The following is a 17,014-nucleotide window of genomic DNA, read 5'->3' as shown; positions in this document are numbered from 1 at the left end:
GTCGCGAGAAAGGATAACGAAAGGAAACGGCTCCGATCGAACGTGGAGCCGTGATGAGCCTAGAACGCGACGAACGGGCGCGCGCCGCCCGAGCCCGTTTGATCCATGCCGTAGTAGACCGTCTTGCCGTAGAAGAACGGCATGCCCAGATCGATGAAGCTGGCGCCGGTACCGAGATTGCCGGCAAGGTCGTTCAATGCGTAGTTGCCGTTCGCGAGCAGCGTGCTCGCATTGCCCACGGACATCTGCAGCGCGGTGCCGCTCGGCGCGCCCGGCGAACTGCCGTTGTAATTGGCGACCGTCACCGTCCGTGTGACCGTCGAAGTCGGGCAATAGAACGAAGAGGCGTTACCCGAGCAGATAGGCAGCGTATTGTCGGTGAAAAAGTACGCATTCGACCCCGAATCGAAGAACGCCAGGACCGCGCTGCCGTTGAAGGTGGCGTTCACGTCGCCGAAGGCGTTCGTCGTGAGCTTTTGCACCGTGGTCGGCAGCCCATTGTTCGAGCGCGTGTCGATGCCGAACGTGAGCATGCCGCTGACCGTGCTCTGCCCGCTCGGGCCAATGCTGGGCATCGATAAGATCACGCCGTTGTTGTCGGGTGCGAACTTGACGACGGGGTTGGTCACCTGTTGCGTTGCGGGAACGAGCGTCTGGGTGCAACTTGCGCCGTTGGGACACGCGTAATAGTTGCTGTTGGCCGCCGGCGCAGTCGCGCAGATCGCGCCGCAATCGGTGGGTGCAACGCCCACGCCCAGGATGCCGTTGGCGCCGAGATCGGCGGGCGTCAATTCGAGCGTGCCCGTCGAACACCCCCCCGTGGCCACTGCGCTTTGCGGCATATCGCCGACGATCTGAATCGGCAGGCTGCTGGCCGTTTCTTTGCCGATGGTCACGTCGGCCGTGCGGATCGAGCCCCATGTGAAACCGTCGGCGAATGCCGTGCATTCGGCCAATTGGCTGCCGGCGATGGTTTCTTTCGGCAACGCGCCCAGCACTTGGCTCGCTGCCGAGCTGGCAAGCCGAAGCCCGAACGATTCCGTGTCGACTTGAATGTTGTCGACGGTCTGGCACGTAGTCGAACCCGGTGCGCAGATCGTCACGCTGACGGACGGAATATTCGCGACGCCCTCGACGCCCCGGCCTACCGTCACCACGGCTTGGTTCGCAGCCGGTTGCACGCCGCCCGCGCTGCCGCCGCCGCTTCCACCGCCATCACCGCCACCGCCGCCGCAGGCGGCGACGATGGCCGCGAGGGTTGCCACACCGAGCGCCCGAAGCGCCCGAAAGAGTTTGCTGTGAGTGCGCAACATAGTTCTCCCTGGTTCTTCCGCTCGCTTAGGCGTTCGTTTGCTCGGGTTCGGTTATTTGATGTCGGCGCCCGTCATCCCTGCGGGCAGCGCGCTCGGCAGCCAGGCTTGGCCGAAGAACGATCCCATGTGACCGCCCGAATGCACGACGAGGTTGGATTGCTCGACGGCGACGGGGCCGCGCGCGTGCCGGGCCGCGCGCTGCGCTTTGACCCCGCTCGCGTACTGCGGGAAATAATTACCGAGCAAGGTCTGTAAGTCGGGCATGCGCGGGCCGTTCCAGGCGATTCCGAAGACGGTGCCGCTCGCGCCGATGTATTCGCGCACTTGGGTGCCGCTCGAATATGCCGTCGAGCGCACGGAATAGGATGAAGAGGCAAGCGCGCCGGAAGCGCTTTGCGCGGCTGCTCGGGCGGTCGTGTTGGACGGGGTGGTGGTGGTGGCGCTGGCGTCGGCCGGCGTGGGCATCGGGCTCCCGCCCAGGGCCGCGCGCGCCGGCTGGATGACGCTGGCGATCACCCCCAGCACGAGCGCCGCGGCGACTGCGGCGCGTAAAGGACGATTCGACATCGGATCGGTTCCTCCTGAGATGGATTGTGTGAGCGCGTGGCTCTGCGCGGGCGGCGAGCAACCACCGTTTCCGGCATTCCTACGTTGAAATCTAGTACATCCCGTAAGCGCATTGAAGGCGCATTGATGGCGCAAATTTCGTGCCCGAATACCACGCGGGGGATTTGGTCTGGTGCGATCAAGACGTGTCAGCCCGCAGCAGCGAAGCGCCGGGCGGCTGCGTCGAACGTGGGAAAGAGGATTAAAGCGGGGAAGGGACTGTGTGAAAACGGCGCGGCGCCGGCGATCGCAATGCCGGAGTGACCGCGCCGTCGGTCATTTGCGAGCAGCGGCACGGCCGCCCGCGAGCGAAGCAGCTACGATGCGTTGATTTAGAATGCGATGAAGGCCGACGAAGCCGCGCCGAAACTATTAATCGACGACGTATCGTAGTTAATGTACACAGTACGACCATAAAAGAATGGCATGCCGAAATCAAATGCCCCGCTCTGCGCCGCATAGCCGCCGATGTCATTCAGCGCGAAGCTCCCGCTGCTGAACAAGTTTTGAGCGTTGGCGATACTGAGCAAGATCGAGACAGTCGTGCCGTTATAGCCAGTTACGGAAGGCTGCCGCGTGACCGTAGAGGCCGGGCAGTAAAAGCCCGTGCTGAAAGAGCACTGGGTGATCGAACTGTCTGGGAAGAACAGCCCGTTCGACCCGGTGTCAAAGAATGCGGTCGTCACACCTGTACCTGCCAACGACGCGCTTTTCGCCGTGCCGAAATGATCGGCCGTGAGCGTCTGAATGCCCGCGGTGGGCAAGGCGTTGTTCGTCTGCGTACCCAGTCCGAATGTGAGAACGCCGGATGCGGTCGTGGCTCCGGTCGCCGACACCGCAGGCATCGTTAAAATCATGCCGTTATTGTCCGTCGGGAAGAACTGCACCGGATTACCCACTTGCTGCGCGAGAGGTACAGCCAGGTCACCGCAGGTCGTCACCCCGGCGGTCGTCGTGCATCCAAAATAAGCGCCGTTCGGCGAGACGGTACAGCCACGGCTACCCGAGCCGCAATCGTACTTGGCCGTACCGACACCCAGGATGCCGTGCGCGGCAATCGCCGAGGAGGTGTCGTTGAGCGTACCGCTCGCGCACCCGTTGTTCGAGCCACCGGCAGCCGATTGCGGGATATCGCCAAAAATCTGCACAGGGATGTTCGAAGCGGTTTCACCACCGATGGTGACATCCGCGGTGCGCACCGAGCCCCACGAGTTGCCGTCGACAAAACCCGCGCATTCGGCCACTGCCTGTCCGCTTACGGTTTCCTGCGGCAACGCGCTAAGCAGAGTGCTGTTGATTCCATCCTGTGCCAGCCGCAGGCCGAACGAACCTGTGTCGAGTTGGATGTTGTTTATCGTCTGACAATTGCTCGTCCCATGGACGCAAATCGTCACGCTAACCATCGGCATGTTGGGCGCGTGGCCCGTCAAACCCGACGAAACGACAACGGCCGCCTGATTCGCAGCCAGCGTCGGAGTAGAGACACTCGTATTCCCAGTGTTCCCCGTGCTGTTGGCCGTCGACGTGCCGCTCGACCCGCCCCCGCCGCCGCAACCTGCGACGAGCGCGACGAGCGCCGCCAAACCGAACGCGCCGAGCGTTCGAGCCAGTGTACTTTTGATACGCAACATGGTTCCCCTCGGTCTCGTTCGTTATTTGATGTCGTCGGCCGTGACACCGGCCGGCAGCGATTGCGGCAGGTAGGCCTGCCCCGAGAACGCACCCATGTGGCCGCCCGAACTCACGACGAGGCCAGGCAAGGTCAAGCTCAGCGGGCCGCGGCCCGGATGCTCGGCCCGCAGCGCCACGCGCGCACTGTCGAACTGCGTGAAGTAACTGCCGAGCAATACAGGCAGATTCGGCATCATCGGGCCGCTCCAGGCGATCCCGAACACGGCCCCGGCGGCCGAAACGTATTCCCGCACGATCGTGCCCGACGAGAGCGTGGTTTGCGTCACCGTATAGGAAGCCGTGCTAGCGGCGCTCGTCGCGCCCGATGCGGCATGAACGACGGAAGAGGCAGGAGAGAGTGAAACGGACGTCGCGCCGGCAGGCGGCGGCGTGGGGGTACCGCCGAGCGCGGCGAGCGCGGGCGCGGCCACGCCCATTACCCCGCAGGTCAGCGCGGCGCAAATCGCGGCGCGCAAGGTTTTATTCGACATTTGTAATAAGCCTCTTATGGGTTGACTTTTTTATCGCGCCCCTCGGCGCTTTACCTTCTTTGCCGGAGCCATTTTTTTACACCATCGGCGCTCTAACCGACGCGCCGGGCGTGCGGGAAATGGACCGAGCGTCGTCCCGCGCCGCACATGCATAGGGGCGGCGCCGCGTTCGGCGGCCCGCCCCTGGAAACCCGAAATCCAAAACCTGAAACCTGAAACCTGAAACCTGAAACCTGAAACCTGCAACGACGCTACGACGTCAGAAACCCAAGCTCGCCAGCAAATCGTCGACGTCGGATTGATCCTGCACGACGTCGGCGCGTCCCTCGGGATTGATCTGAGGACCATTGAGCAAGTGATCGGGCGTACCCGTCGCGCCCGGCTCAGCCGCGAGCGCGGCCGCCGTCTGCGCGAACTGCTCGCGCCGTTCGGGCGCGATGTTTTCCACGAGCACCGTCAAGAGCTGCTGCTCGATGATGTACACGACATCCATGATCTTCTTGATGACCTGACCGGTCAGATCTTGGAAATCCTGCGCCATCATGATTTCGAGCAGCTTTTGATTGGTGGCGGAGGTGGCGTCGGGCACGCGCGTGAGGAACGCGCGCGTGTCGTTCATCAACGTGCGCACTTCCTCGCGCTCGATCGGCGCGGCGTACCAGCGCTCCCAGCGCGTGTCGAGCTCGGCCGCATCGGCTTGCAACTGCTCTTGCAGCGGCTTGGCGATATCGATCGCCGTCAGCACGCGCTCGGCCGCTTGCTCGGTCATGTTCGCGACGTACTTGAGCCGGTCGCGCGCGTCGGGCACCGCCTCGGCGGCTTGCTCGACGTGCTTGTCGAGCCCCAGTTCGCGCATCGAATCGCGCAGCGTCTTCGTCAGTTGGCCGATGCGCGCGAGAATGCGGTCGGTCGTCAAATCGGGGCCGTCGGCGCCATCCGATTGCAAATTGGTGGCTTCGTTCACTTCAGCTCCCGGTCTTGGCCATCTTCTCGAGAATCTTCGTGAGTTTTTCATCGAGCGTGGCGGCGGTAAACGGCTTCACAACGTAGCCGCTCGCGCCGGCCTGCGCCGCCGCGATGATGTTTTCCTTCTTCGACTCGGCCGTCACCATGAGCACCGGCAAGTGCGAAAGCGCGGCATCCGCGCGAATGCGCTTGAGCATTTCCAAACCGTCCATATTCGGCATATTCCAGTCCGAAATGACGAAATCGAACCCGCCGCCTTGCAGGCGCGATAATCCCGCCGCGCCGTCCTCGGCCTCGTCCACGTTGCCGTAGCCGAGCTCCTTCAAGAGGTTGCGGACGATCCGGCGCATCGTCGGAAAATCGTCCACCACCAAAATTTTCATGCTTTTGTCCATCTTCGTTCCCTTTAACCTTGATTGGTCGGCGCAAGAAACCGGGCCCGCCCGGTCAAACGCGCTGCACTCGATCGCCCATCGCCGCGAGACGTGCCATCACTCTGCGGCTCATTTCCGATAAAGGCGCGATCTCGTCGGCCCCGCCCAGCGCGATCGCCTCGCGCGGCATGCCGAAGACGATGCAGCTCGCCTCATCCTGCGCGAGAGTGTATGCGCCCGCATTTCGCATGTCTAACAATCCGGCCGCGCCGTCGCGGCCCATCCCCGTCAGGATCACGCCCACGGCATTCTTGCCGGCATGCTGCGCGGCCGAGCGAAACAGAACGTCGACGGACGGCCGGTGACGGTTGACCGGCGGGTCGTCCGACAAGTGTGCAATGTAGTTCGCCCCGCTGCGAGCAAGCAATAGATGTGCATGACCCGGTGCGATATAGGCATGGCCCGGCAGCACACGCTCGCCGTGCTCCGCTTCCTTGACGGTGATCCGGCAAAGCCCGTTCAGGCGCTGCGCGAACGACTTCGTAAAGCCCGGCGGCATATGCTGCGCGATCAGGACCGCCGGTGCGTCGGGCGGCAGCGGCGTCAGCACTTCGCGAATCGCCTCGGTGCCCCCCGTCGAAGCGCCGACGATGATCAACTTTTCGGTGCTGACGAGCGGATTGTTCAACATCGGCGCATGGGCGCTCGCAGCCGGGGCGCTGCCGGGGGCCGGCGCCGGGGCCACCGTGCGCGCGCTCACGCGTGCGCGCGCGGCGGCGCGGATCTTGTCGGCGAGCTTTTCGGCGTAGTCGAGCATGCCGTCGCGAATCCCGACCTTGGGCTTGGTGACGAAGTCGACCGCGCCCAGTTCGAGCGCGCGCAACGTGATTTCCGAGCCGCGCTCGGTCAGCGAGGACACCATCACCACCGGCATCGGCCGCAACCGCATGAGCTTCTCGAGAAAGTCGAGCCCGTCCATGCGCGGCATTTCCACATCCAGCGTCAGCACATCGGGATTGTGCTGTTTGATCAGCTCGCGTGCGACGAGCGGGTCCGGCGCCGTCGCGCAGACCGCCATGTCGGGCTGACCGTTGATGATCTCAGTCATCAGGCTGCGAATCAGCGCCGAGTCGTCTACACACAATACTTTGATTTTCTGCACAGCTACTACGCCTCCTCTACGGTCTTGGCGCTGTTGATCGGGGCCGTCGCGGCGCTGCGTGCGCTCGCGCCGAAAAGCTCGACGCGCGGCTTGGCCGCAGGCGAGCCGAACAACTCGACGCGCGGCTTTTGCGCGGGCGCCTGGCCGTTGTTCGTGAACAATTCCACGTGGCCGAGCTCGCGGGCGGCCCGCGCGTGACGCGCGGCGCGCGCCTCGGCCACTTGCTTGGCCAGCGCCTGCTCGCGCTCGGCGACGTTCGGCTCTTGCTGCAGCCGCAGCTTCTTGACCATCGCCTGCCCCGTGTCGGGCATGAACGCGACCTTGCGCGGATGCACGCCTTGGAGGTCTTCGGCGACGATGCGGATTTTTTCGAGGCCGAGGTAACGCCGTACGAACTCGGCGTTGCGATCGCCGATGTTGATCGTCGTCATGCCCGCCAGCACCGCCGCACCGCCGAACACCTTCGCTTCGAAACGCTCGCGCCTGCCGCCCATCTTGATCAACTCGTTGATCAGCACTTCCATGGCGTAAGCGCCATAGCGCATCGAATCGGATGCCGCCTGCGAAGGTTGCTCGCCATCGTCGGGCAGCATGAAGTGGTTCATGCCGCCGATCCCAGCCGTCCGGTCGTGAATGCAAGCGGCGACGCACGAGCCGAGCACGGTCACGAGCACCATGTCCTCGCGCGTCGTATAGAACTCGTTCGGCAACAGCTTCACGCCGCGCCGGCCGAAGTGGTTGTCGAAATACAGATTGGTGGCGATCGGTAAGGCGCTCATGCTACGGCCTCCCGACGCGCTTTCCCAAGGGCGGCCGACGCGGGTTCGCCCATGCGATCTTCGCGCGCGCCGGCCGCGCGCCCTGCGCCGCTTGCATGCAGGTCGCGAGAGAGCTCGTACACCGTCTGGCCGCGCAAGCGGAACGCCTGCGTGACGTAGGTGAAGTTCTCCGAATGGCCGGCGAACAACAGCCCGCCCGATTTGACGAGCGGCTCGAAACGCGCGAGCACTTGCGACTGCGTGGGCTTGTCGAAGTAGATCATCACGTTGCGGCAGAAGATCGCGTCGAACGGCTGGCGCAGTCCGTAATCCGCGTCGGTCAGGTTCAACTGAGCGAAGCGGATCATCGAACGCAGCTCGGGACGAACCTTGACGAGGCCCGCATGCGCCCCGGTTCCCTTCAGGAAGAATCGTTTCAGCCGCTCGGGGCTCAGTTGTTTGACCTGGTCGAGCGAATAGACGCCCGCCTCGCCTTTGGCGAGCACTTGCGTGTCCAGATCGGTCGCGAGCACCGTCGCTTGGCGCGCTTGCGATTCGCCGAGCGCCTCCACGAGCGTCATCGCGATCGAGTACGGCTCCTCTCCTGTCGATGCGGCCGAACACCAAATCGAAACCGGTTGCTGGCGCCGCTTGACGAAATCGGCAAGGATCGGAAAGTGGTGCGATTCGCGGAAGAAGGCCGTCAGATTCGTGGTCAGGGCGTTCGTGAACGCTTCCCACTCCGCGGCGCTGTTTTCCGATTCGAGCAGGTCGAGGTAGTGCCGAAACGAGTCCAGGCCGCGTGCGCGCAACCGCCGTGCGAGGCGGCTGTACGCCATGTCGCGCTTGTGCTCGGACAGCGAGATGCCCGCGCGCCGATGGATCAGCTCGCGGATGCGGGCGAAATCGGCGGCGGTGAACTCGAAATCGCGATCGGCGAAGCCGGAGCCGGAAGCCCGATCGTCGAGGCCGCCCGACTCGCCCCGCTCGGGCCGAAGAATTGCGCGCGCTGTCGTCATGGTGCTTCTCTCACGTCGTAGATGCCAAGCCGTGCCGTCGCCTGAACAGCCCCCGCTCGCGCGGGCTCGCGCCGCGCAATGATTCGCCCGGATGCGGGCGGGGTGCCGAAACGCCACATGCTCGTCTGCCTTTCCTGCTGGCGGCGCGCGCAACGGGCGCGCGCCGCGGGTTCAAAACGTTTCCCAGTCGTCGTCCGACTTACTGCTCGAGGCAGTGACGACCGGGGCCGGGGCGATTGCCGCCGGCGCGGCCTTCACGGCCGGTTTGGCGGCGGCCGAGGCACTTCGTGCAACAGGCGCCGGCTTGGCGGCGAGCGCAGGCTTCGCGCTTGGCACCGCCTGCGCGGCGCTCGTTGCATCGGCTGCCGCTGCCGCACCGCTCGGCTCATGCGAAGCGTTTGCGGCGCTCGCTGCTTTCGCCGCGCTCGTGCGCGCCGAACGAGCCTGCTGCGCCGATGGCGAAATGCGTTTGGCCGCCGGCTTCACGGCAAGCCGCGCTTGCGCGGGGTGCGACGCCGGCGCCGCGCTTGCCGCGTGCCCGCCCTCGATGCGCCATTGGCCGACGACCGTCTTCAACTGGCGCGTTTGCTCTTCGAGCGACGCCGCCGCTGCCGCCGCCTGCTCGACGAGCGCCGCGTTCTGCTGCGTCACGTCGTCCATCTGCGTGAGGGCGCGATTCACCCCCTCGATACCGGTCGATTGCTCTTCCGAAGCCGCGCTGATCTCGCCCATGATGTCGGTCACGCGGCGCACGGCTTGAACGATTTCGTCCATGGTCGTGCCGGCGCGGCCCACGAGTTCGGAGCCGCTCGCCACCTTATCCGCCGAATCGCCGATCAGTCCTTTGATTTCCTTGGCCGCCGCCGCGCTGCGCTGCGCGAGGCTGCGCACTTCGCCGGCGACGACCGCGAAGCCGCGCCCTTGCTCGCCCGCGCGCGCTGCTTCCACCGCTGCGTTCAGCGCGAGGATGTTGGTCTGGAACGCGATCCCTTCGATCACGCCGATGATGTCGACAACCTTGTTCGAGCTCGTCGCGATGTCCTGCATCGTCGTCACGACCTCACTCACGACCTCGCCGCCGCGCATTGCGATGTCCGACGCATTCACCGCGAGCTGGCTCGCTTGCCGGGCGTTCTCGGTGTTCTGGCGCACGGTGCCGGTGAGCTGGCCCATGCTGGTTGCCGTTTGCTGCAGCGAAGCGGCTTGCTCTTCGGTGCGTTGCGACAGATCGGTGTTGCCGATCGAGATCTCGCGCGCACCGACATCGATCGATTCGGTGCCCGTGTGCACGGCCTTGACCATCGTCGTGATCGCGTTTTGCATGCGTAAGATGCCCGCGTAGAGGCGGCCGATCTCGTTGCTGCCGTACACGCGCACGCTGCGCGTCAGGTCGCCGTCGGCGATGTGTTCGAAGTGAGCGATCGCGTCGTTGATCGGTTGCACGATCAGCCCGCGCAACGCAAACCGGACGAACACGACCAGAACGATCGCGAGCGCCGTCACGCCGACGATGAGCGAGCTCATCAGCGTGATGCGCGCGGCCGATTGCTCGCGCTGCGACTCGGCGTGCTCTTGGCGCGCCTTGAGCACCGTGGCGGCCACTTTGTCGAACGCGACGAACATCGGGCTGATCTTGGTATCGGCGATGGCGTGATAGGCGGCCAGATCGCCGGCTTGCGCAGCGGCGAACTCGGGCTCGACGCCGTCGTGCAGCAATGTTGCGTGGCGCGCATTGAGCTCATCGACGAGCGCGCTATCGACGCCTTCGCGCGGCGTGCTCGAGAAGGTTTGCCACGCTTGGTTCGAGGCGGCGAGCAACTCTTGGGCGCGCGCAAGCACCTTCTTGGCTTCGTCGGCGTTGCCCGCCTCGGACAGCGCGCGGAAACGATCGAGTGCGATGCGCGAGCGCAGCAGATAACTGCTCGCTTCGTCCAGCGCGTGGATCGTCGGCAAATCTCCGCGTGCGAGCGAATCGAGCGAGCGGGTCGCACCCGAGAGGGCGGTCAGCCCGAGCACGCCGACCGCGATGGTCAGCGCGACGAGCGCGGCGCCCATGGCCGTCAACGTCGTGCGAATCGACCAGTTTTGCAACATCGTCAATCTCCGTTTGGTGCGATCGAGCCTTGCGCGTTACTGCGCGAAGGTTTCGATGAGCGCCATTTCCTTGCTGACCATCAGTTTCTCGATGTCCATGAGGATCAGCATGCGCCCTTCGATCGTACCGAGGCCAGTCAAATACTCCGCCGTGAGCGTCGCGCCGAATTCGGGCGCGGGCATGATCTGGTCGGGCGTCAGCGTCAGCACGTCCGACACGCCGTCCACGACCATCCCGACCACGCGGTGCGCGACGTTCAAGATGATCACGACGGTTTGATGGTCGTACTCCACGCGGCCGAGTTGGAACTTGATCCGCATGTCGACGATCGGCACGATAATGCCGCGCAGGTTGATCACGCCCTTGATGAACTCGGGCGCGTTGGCGATGCGCGTCACGCTGTCGTAGCCGCGAATCTCCTGCACCTTCAGGATGTCGATGCCGTACTCTTCCGCGCCGAGCGTGAAGATCAGAAACTCTTGCCCGGCCGCATCGGCCTGCAGCGCGTCGCGACGGCCGCCCGCGACGAGCGCGCCGCTTGCAATGTTGGTTTGGACTTCAGCCACGTTAGCCCCCAAACGGTTAGGGAATTACGAAAAATTCATGGCGCCGTGCGACGCACGGCTCTCACGATTCAATGCCGCGACGTCCACGATCAGCGCGACGCTGCCGTCGCCCAGAATCGTCGCCGCCGAAATGCCGCGTACCTTGCGGTAGTTCGTTTCGAGGTTCTTCACGACCACTTGCTGCTGGCCGACCAACTCGTCGATCAGCATGGCGAAGCGGCGGCCCTCGGTCTGCATGATCGTCACGATGCCTTGGGTCGGCTCCGTGCGCGCGCCCTCCACCGAGAACACCTCGTGCAGCGGAACGAGCGGCAGGTATTCGCCGCGCACGCGCACCACGCGCTCGCCATTGGCCACCGTGTAAATGTCCTCCGCCACAGGCTGCAGCGATTCCATGACGAAGTTCAGCGGCAGGATGAAGATTTCGTTGCCGACCTTCACCGACATGCCGTCGAGAATCGCCAGCGTGAGGGGCAAGACGATGCGCGTCGTCGTGCCTTTGCCCGCATGCGACGTGATCTCGACGTGGCCGCCCATCGATTGGATGTTGCGCTTGACGACGTCCATGCCCACGCCGCGGCCCGAGACGTCGGTCACCTGTTCCGCCGTCGAGAAACCGGGCATGAAGATGAGGTTCCAGACTTCCTCGTCGCTCATCGATTCACTCACCTGCATGCCTTGCTTCATGGCCTTGGCGAGAATCTTGTCGCGGCGCAAGCCCGCGCCGTCGTCGCTCACTTCGATGACGATGTTGCCGCCATGATGCGCCGCGGACAGCACGAGCTGGCCCGCGCCGTCCTTGCCGGCCGCGCGCCGCGCCTCGACCGTTTCGATGCCGTGGTCGAGGCTGTTGCGCACGAGGTGGGTCAGCGGATCGATGATCCGCTCGATCAAACTCTTGTCGAGCTCGGTCGCTTGACCGAAGGTGACGAGTTCGACCTCCTTGCCGAGCTTGGCCGCCAGATCGCGCACGAGGCGCGGGAAGCGGCTGAAGACATAATCCATCGGCATCATGCGGATCGACATCACGGTTTCCTGCAGATCGCGCGCGTTGCGCTCGAGCTGCGCCATGCCGTTGAACAGCCGGTCGTGCAGCGCCGGATCGAAGGTGCTCGTCGTTTCGGCCAGCATCGCCTGGGTAATGACGAGTTCGCCGACGAGGTTGATCAGCTGATCGACCTTTTCCACGCCGACACGAATCGAGCTGCCTTCGCTCGAGGCCGCGGCGGCGGCCGGACGCGCCTTCTTGTCCTCGCCGGCCGGGGCCGCGGCCGGGGCGGCGACCGCTTTGGGCGCCTCGGCCTTGGGCTCGGCCGCCGGCGCCGCGCTGACGGCAGGCGCCGCGGGCGCGGGCGCCGCTGCGGGGTTCGCCTGTGCCGCGGGGGCGGGCGCGCTCGCTTGCGGCGCGCTCGCCACGGCAGGCGCTGCTCCGGCCTGACTTTCAGGCGCGGCGCCGCGGCCGATCGTGATCTGGCTTTCGTCGATCACGAAGCAGCACACGGCTGTGATGTCGTCGGACGGTACGTCGGTCTCGAGGTAGACGATCAAGTCGGCGCCGCTCTTCACCTGTCCCACGATGTGTCCCAGGTTGCCCAATTCTTCGATCAGGAGTTCCTGGTCCTTCTCCCCCACCCCCCGTAGCGTCACTTTCAGGTGAGGTCCTGCATTGTTCGGGTCGCCCGCCGACGCGCCGCCGGCCACGCCGTGCGTCGCCTCGACGGCCTGCTCGACCACATGCTCGGGCGTACCGTCGGTCGCGGCGGGAGCCGAAGCCGCAGCCGCGCCGGCGGCAGGGGCCGGCGCCGGCTCCGCGGCCGGGGCGGCAGCGGCGCCGCTCGCCTCGGCATGCAGCCGCTCGAGTTTCGCGCAGATGGCGGAGGCCGCGGCCGCATCGGGCTCGGCGCTCGCGCGGTAGGCCGCGAGCTGATCGGCGAGCACATCCTTGGTTTCGAGGAACGTATCGATCATGTCCTTGCGCAACGTCAGTTCGTTGTTGCGCGCGCGATCGAGCAGCGATTCCAAGATGTGCGTCGTTTCCGTCAACGCCGTGAAGCCGAAGGTCGCCGCGCCGCCCTTGATCGAATGCGCCGCGCGAAAGATGGCCGCCAAATCCTCCGGATCGGGCGTGCCGACATTCAGGTTCAGCAGCAACTGCTCCATCTGCGCGAGCAGTTCGTCCGCCTCGTCGAAGAACGTCTGATAAAACTGGGTAATGTCGAGTGTCATGCTTCAGTCACCGCTAAGAGTCGTGTGCTCGCTGGTGCGCGTTGTCCATTCATTGCGCGCGCCTTGCGCTGCAGATGCCCTGTCTTTGCCTACTTCCCGCCGGTTCGCACCGGTTCGTATCGCTCCGTATCCCTATCTCTGCCCCGTCACGCGCCTTGCGCGTTGAGCGCGTCGACGAGCTCCGTCAGCGTATCGGGGTCGAGCGGCTTTTCGATCCAACCGCTCGCGCCCGCCGCTCGCGCCGCATCCTTGAAGGCGACGCCGTCTTCGGTCGTCAGCACGAAGATCGGCGTGTTCGCGTAGGCCGGCTGCGCGCGCAGCGCCGCGATCACATCGAGCCCGCTGCGCTTGGGCATGTACTGATCCGTCAGCACGAGGTCGAAGCGGCTTGCCGAGGCGCTGGCCAACCCTTCATCGCCGTCGGCGGCCACCGTCACCTCGTAGCCCGCGCCGCGCAACGTCGCCGCGAGGATTTCACGCATCGCGGCCGAATCGTCGATCGCCAAAATCTGCTTGATCATGTATGTCTCACCCCGCTCTCGCTCCCACGCTCGCCGCTCATTGCTTCGCTCCCGGCCCCGCGGCGCTCACGGGCGGCGGCGTCACCGCCGGAGCGGCTCGCGGCGCGATCTTGCCGATGAGCGGCGCGGCGCTGGCTGCGTCGTCCGATAGGGTCGTCGCCGTCGACTCATCATGCATCAACGCGTCCTCGGCCTTTTTGTTGAGAACGATGATGCTGATGCGTCTATTCTCCGGATCGAGCGGATCGGCCTTGTTCAGGTTCTGCGTCGATGCGAGCCCCACCACGCGCAGCACCTTGGTTTCGTCCATGCCGCCCGCGATCAATTCGCGCCGCGACGCGTTCGCCCGGTCGGCCGACAGCTCCCAATTGCTGTAACCCTTGCCGCCGCCCGCATAGGGCACGGCATCGGTATGACCCTGCACGACGATCCGGTTGGGCACGTCGTTCAGCGTTTGGCCGATCGCGCGCAAGATGTCGCGCATGTACGGTTCGACGTCGTCGCGCGCCGTCGCGAACATGGGCCGCTTCTGGCTATCGACGATTTCGATGCGCAGGCCCGTGAGGGTCGAATCGATGCGAATCTGCTGCTTGAACTGGCGCAGCACCGGATTGGACTCGATCGCGGCCATCAACTTGACCTGCAGATCGTGCAGCCGCGCCTGCTCGCGCCGCTCCAGCGCGCCTTCCAGCATGTTCAGCGCTTGATCGTCGGCCTTGGTGGCCGTATGTGTCGCCTGCGCCGTCGTGCCGTCCGAACGGCGCGTGACGCCATCGGTATCGGTGGAAATGTCGCGTCCGCCGCCCTTGATGATGCTCGACTCCTGGGCGCTGCGATCGCCGCCACCGAGCAGCGCCGCCTTCAACGGTTGGTTGAAATACTCGGCGATGCCCTTGAGCTGCACCGGCGTGACGGCGCTCAGCAGCCACATCAACAGGAAGAACGCCATCATCGCGGTCATGAAATCCGCGTAGGCGAGCTTCCACGCTCCGCCGTGGTGCCCCTTCTTGGAGGGCGCCACGCGCTTGACGATGATCGCCCTGTCCTTGCCCTTGGTCATGCTCGCGCGCCCCCGTTTTCCTCAGCCTGTGCCGCTTATTTCGCCTTGACCCGGCGCACGTGCTCTTCGAGCTCGGCGAACGACGGGCGCTCGGGAGAGAACAGCACCTTGCGGCCGAACTCGACGGCGATCGCCGGCGCATAGCCGTTCAGGCTTGCGAGAATCGTGACCTTGATGCACTGGAACATCTTCGTCGACTCGGCCACGCGCTGCTCGGCCAGGCTCGCGAGCGGCCCGATGAGGCCGTACGAGAGCAAGATGCCGAGGAAGGTGCCCACGAGCGCCTGCGCGATCATCGCGCCGAGCACCGCGGGCGGCTTGTCGGCCGATGCCATCGTATGCACCACGCCCATCACGGCCGCGACGATGCCGAACGCGGGCATGGCGTCGCCGACTCGGCTCAGCGCGTGCGCCGGGCCTTCGCCTTCGGCGTGATGCGTCTCGATCTCCTCGTCCATGAGGCTCTCGATCTCGAACGCGTTCATGTTGCCGCCCACCATCAGACGCAGGTAGTCGGTCAGGAATTCGACGATATGGTGATCGGCGAGAATCTTTGGGTACTGCGTGAAAATCGGGCTCTTCTCGGGATCGTCGATATCGGCTTCGAGCGTGAGCGTGCCTTCCTTACGCGCTTTTGCAAGCAAAACGTAAAGCAACGCCATCAGCTCCATATACGTATCCTTCGTATACTTCGAGCCCTTGAATAGCGTCGGCAACAGTCTGATGGTCGCCTTGATCGTCTTCATGCCGTTGCCGAGAATGAACGCGCCCAGCCCGGCGCCGGCGATCATCAGCCCTTCCTCGGGTTGCACTAGCGCGCCCAGATGGCCGCCCGCGAGCGCATAGCCGCCGAAGACGGACAACACGGTTACGAGTGTTCCAACGAAAATCAGCACAGCTGGGATCCTCACAAGGTCGACGGGAGACCGTCGTTAATCTGGTTTACGGCAGACGAGCCGAAAACTTTGGGGGCAAAAGAGGGCCGGGAACGCCGCGTAAACCACGACGACGCCCGGCTGGACCGGCCTGTCCGCCTGGCGGGGCCGCAGGCCGGAAAGCGGGGACGGGTCGCGCGCCGGCCGGCAATGCGCGACCGGGCGCGATCGGGCCGCGCTAGGCCGCGAGTTCGGACGCGCCCGGCTGCGCGAGCGCGACGGCCTGCTGCGCCTTGGCGGCGGCCGATTTCTTGGTCTTGCCCGCCCGCGAAGGCGGCTGGCACAACCCGCAAACGAAGCCCTGCTGCGGATCGTGCGCATGCGCGACGAAATGCCCGCGGCATCGCGTGCAAGCCGTCATCTGCAACATGCCGGACTCGAAAAACCGCACCAAAGTCCAGGCGCGCGTCAGGCTGAGCAGCGCTTCGTCGCCGTTGAGCGCCGTATGCTCCAGATAGAGGCGGTAGCTCTTCACGATCGACTGGATCGTCTCGCAGCCGCCATGCTCGGCCATGAAGCGGTAGATGTTGAAGAACAGCGACGAGTGAATGTTCGGCTGCCAGGTCATGAACCAGTCGGTCGAGAACGGCAGCATGCCCTTGGGCGGCGACACCCCCTTCAACTCCTTGTACAGCTTGATGAGCCGGTCGCGCGACAGGCTCGTTTCCGCTTCGAGCAGTTGCAGGCGTGCGCCCAATTCGATCAACTCGATCGCCAGCGTGATTTCCTTGACTTCGAGCACGACGCTCTTGGTTGCCATATCGGCCGTGTGCCCCGTTACTTGATAGCTAGCGTGTGTTCAACCTCCGCCGCACCGCGCGCAAGCGCCGGAACCGCGGGAATGGCGACGATGGCCGCGGCGCGTCGCGCCGCGGGGAGTGCCCGGTCAGCCCATTGACACGGCGGGTTGTCCGGCCATCAAGATGGCCGAATGGGCTTGGGCCACCGAAGCGCTCTTGCCTTTGTCGGCCAACGACGAGAGCACGGCATGGTCATCGAAGCGAAAGCGGCACAAAAGTTGATTCGACGCGGCCAGTTTCACCGTTTGCGCGAATGAGAGGTTGGTGAGGACATCGGCCAACTGGCCGCCGATACCCATGCGGAACATCCCCATCGCCTTGTCTTCCCGCAACAGGCGCTGGGCGAGCAACAGATACGAGAGGTTGATTTCCTTGATCTCGCTGAGCATTTCGCTGGTGGCGCTCATGATTCCCCCGGGCTGGTCTGTGTCGTTCGGAAACGTTTGCTCGG

The 17,014-nt window shown here is 64.8% G+C and carries 17 protein-coding genes; all 17 read right to left on the bottom strand.

What is annotated here, in order from left to right:
* Positions 1-59 precede the first annotated feature (59 nt).
* Positions 60-1,313 (bottom strand): DUF3443 domain-containing protein, encoded by a 1,254-nt coding sequence (locus tag QQS38_RS17915; protein ID WP_479646701.1) that lies wholly within the window; start codon positions 1,311-1,313, stop codon positions 60-62.
* A gap of 51 nt (positions 1,314-1,364) precedes the next feature.
* Positions 1,365-1,880 carry a DUF2844 domain-containing protein gene (locus tag QQS38_RS17910; RefSeq protein WP_479646700.1) on the bottom strand — a complete coding sequence of 172 codons (516 nt, stop codon included), beginning with the start codon at positions 1,878-1,880 and terminating at the stop codon, positions 1,365-1,367.
* 371 nt (positions 1,881-2,251) lie between these two features.
* Positions 2,252-3,550, bottom strand: a complete 1,299-nt coding sequence (locus tag QQS38_RS17905) for a DUF3443 family protein (RefSeq protein WP_479646699.1) — start codon at positions 3,548-3,550, stop codon at positions 2,252-2,254.
* A gap of 21 nt (positions 3,551-3,571) precedes the next feature.
* Entirely contained in the window at positions 3,572-4,081 is a 510-nt protein-coding gene (locus QQS38_RS17900; protein WP_479646698.1) for a DUF2844 domain-containing protein, read from the bottom strand.
* Positions 4,082-4,340: 259 nt separating this feature from the next.
* Positions 4,341-5,045 (bottom strand): protein phosphatase CheZ, encoded by a 705-nt coding sequence (cheZ, locus tag QQS38_RS17895; protein ID WP_479646697.1) that lies wholly within the window; start codon positions 5,043-5,045, stop codon positions 4,341-4,343.
* Position 5,046: 1 nt separating this feature from the next.
* Complete coding sequence (gene cheY / locus QQS38_RS17890; protein WP_102611543.1) at positions 5,047-5,442, bottom strand: chemotaxis response regulator CheY; 396 nt, start codon at positions 5,440-5,442, stop codon at positions 5,047-5,049.
* Between the two features lie 52 nt (positions 5,443-5,494).
* Entirely contained in the window at positions 5,495-6,583 is a 1,089-nt protein-coding gene (locus QQS38_RS17885) for a protein-glutamate methylesterase/protein-glutamine glutaminase (RefSeq protein WP_479646696.1), read from the bottom strand.
* 5 nt (positions 6,584-6,588) lie between these two features.
* Positions 6,589-7,362, bottom strand: a complete 774-nt coding sequence (gene cheD / locus QQS38_RS17880; RefSeq protein WP_479646695.1) for a chemoreceptor glutamine deamidase CheD — start codon at positions 7,360-7,362, stop codon at positions 6,589-6,591.
* Entirely contained in the window at positions 7,359-8,360 is a 1,002-nt protein-coding gene (locus QQS38_RS17875) for a CheR family methyltransferase (protein WP_479646694.1), read from the bottom strand. The genes cheD and QQS38_RS17875 overlap by 4 nt, the downstream gene beginning before the upstream one ends.
* A gap of 171 nt (positions 8,361-8,531) precedes the next feature.
* The gene (locus QQS38_RS17870; RefSeq protein ID WP_479646693.1) at positions 8,532-10,454 is read right to left on the bottom strand and encodes a methyl-accepting chemotaxis protein; all 1,923 of its coding nucleotides are present in this window, start codon (positions 10,452-10,454) and stop codon (positions 8,532-8,534) included.
* A gap of 36 nt (positions 10,455-10,490) precedes the next feature.
* Entirely contained in the window at positions 10,491-11,021 is a 531-nt protein-coding gene (cheW, locus tag QQS38_RS17865) for a chemotaxis protein CheW (RefSeq protein WP_479646692.1), read from the bottom strand.
* Between the two features lie 24 nt (positions 11,022-11,045).
* Positions 11,046-13,247, bottom strand: a complete 2,202-nt coding sequence (cheA, locus tag QQS38_RS17860) for a chemotaxis protein CheA (RefSeq protein ID WP_479646691.1) — start codon at positions 13,245-13,247, stop codon at positions 11,046-11,048.
* Positions 13,248-13,393: 146 nt separating this feature from the next.
* Positions 13,394-13,768 (bottom strand): response regulator, encoded by a 375-nt coding sequence (locus QQS38_RS17855; RefSeq protein WP_479646690.1) that lies wholly within the window; start codon positions 13,766-13,768, stop codon positions 13,394-13,396.
* Positions 13,769-13,805: 37 nt separating this feature from the next.
* A complete protein-coding gene (motB, locus tag QQS38_RS17850) occupies positions 13,806-14,828 on the bottom strand; it encodes a flagellar motor protein MotB (protein WP_479646689.1) in 1,023 nt (340 codons plus the stop codon).
* A gap of 35 nt (positions 14,829-14,863) precedes the next feature.
* Positions 14,864-15,724 carry a flagellar motor stator protein MotA gene (gene motA, locus QQS38_RS17845; protein WP_102611552.1) on the bottom strand — a complete coding sequence of 287 codons (861 nt, stop codon included), beginning with the start codon at positions 15,722-15,724 and terminating at the stop codon, positions 14,864-14,866.
* Positions 15,725-15,941: 217 nt separating this feature from the next.
* Positions 15,942-16,523, bottom strand: a complete 582-nt coding sequence (gene flhC / locus QQS38_RS17840) for a flagellar transcriptional regulator FlhC (RefSeq protein WP_479646688.1) — start codon at positions 16,521-16,523, stop codon at positions 15,942-15,944.
* A 126-nt stretch (positions 16,524-16,649) separates the two neighbouring features.
* A complete protein-coding gene (gene flhD / locus QQS38_RS17835) occupies positions 16,650-16,970 on the bottom strand; it encodes a flagellar transcriptional regulator FlhD (RefSeq protein WP_479646687.1) in 321 nt (106 codons plus the stop codon).
* Positions 16,971-17,014: the final 44 nt, after the last annotated feature.

The sequence above is a fragment of the Trinickia sp. Z7 genome (assembly GCF_056498045.1).
The sequence above is the reverse complement of the archived record's forward strand: the minus strand, read 5'-3'. Positions and strand labels throughout refer to the sequence as shown.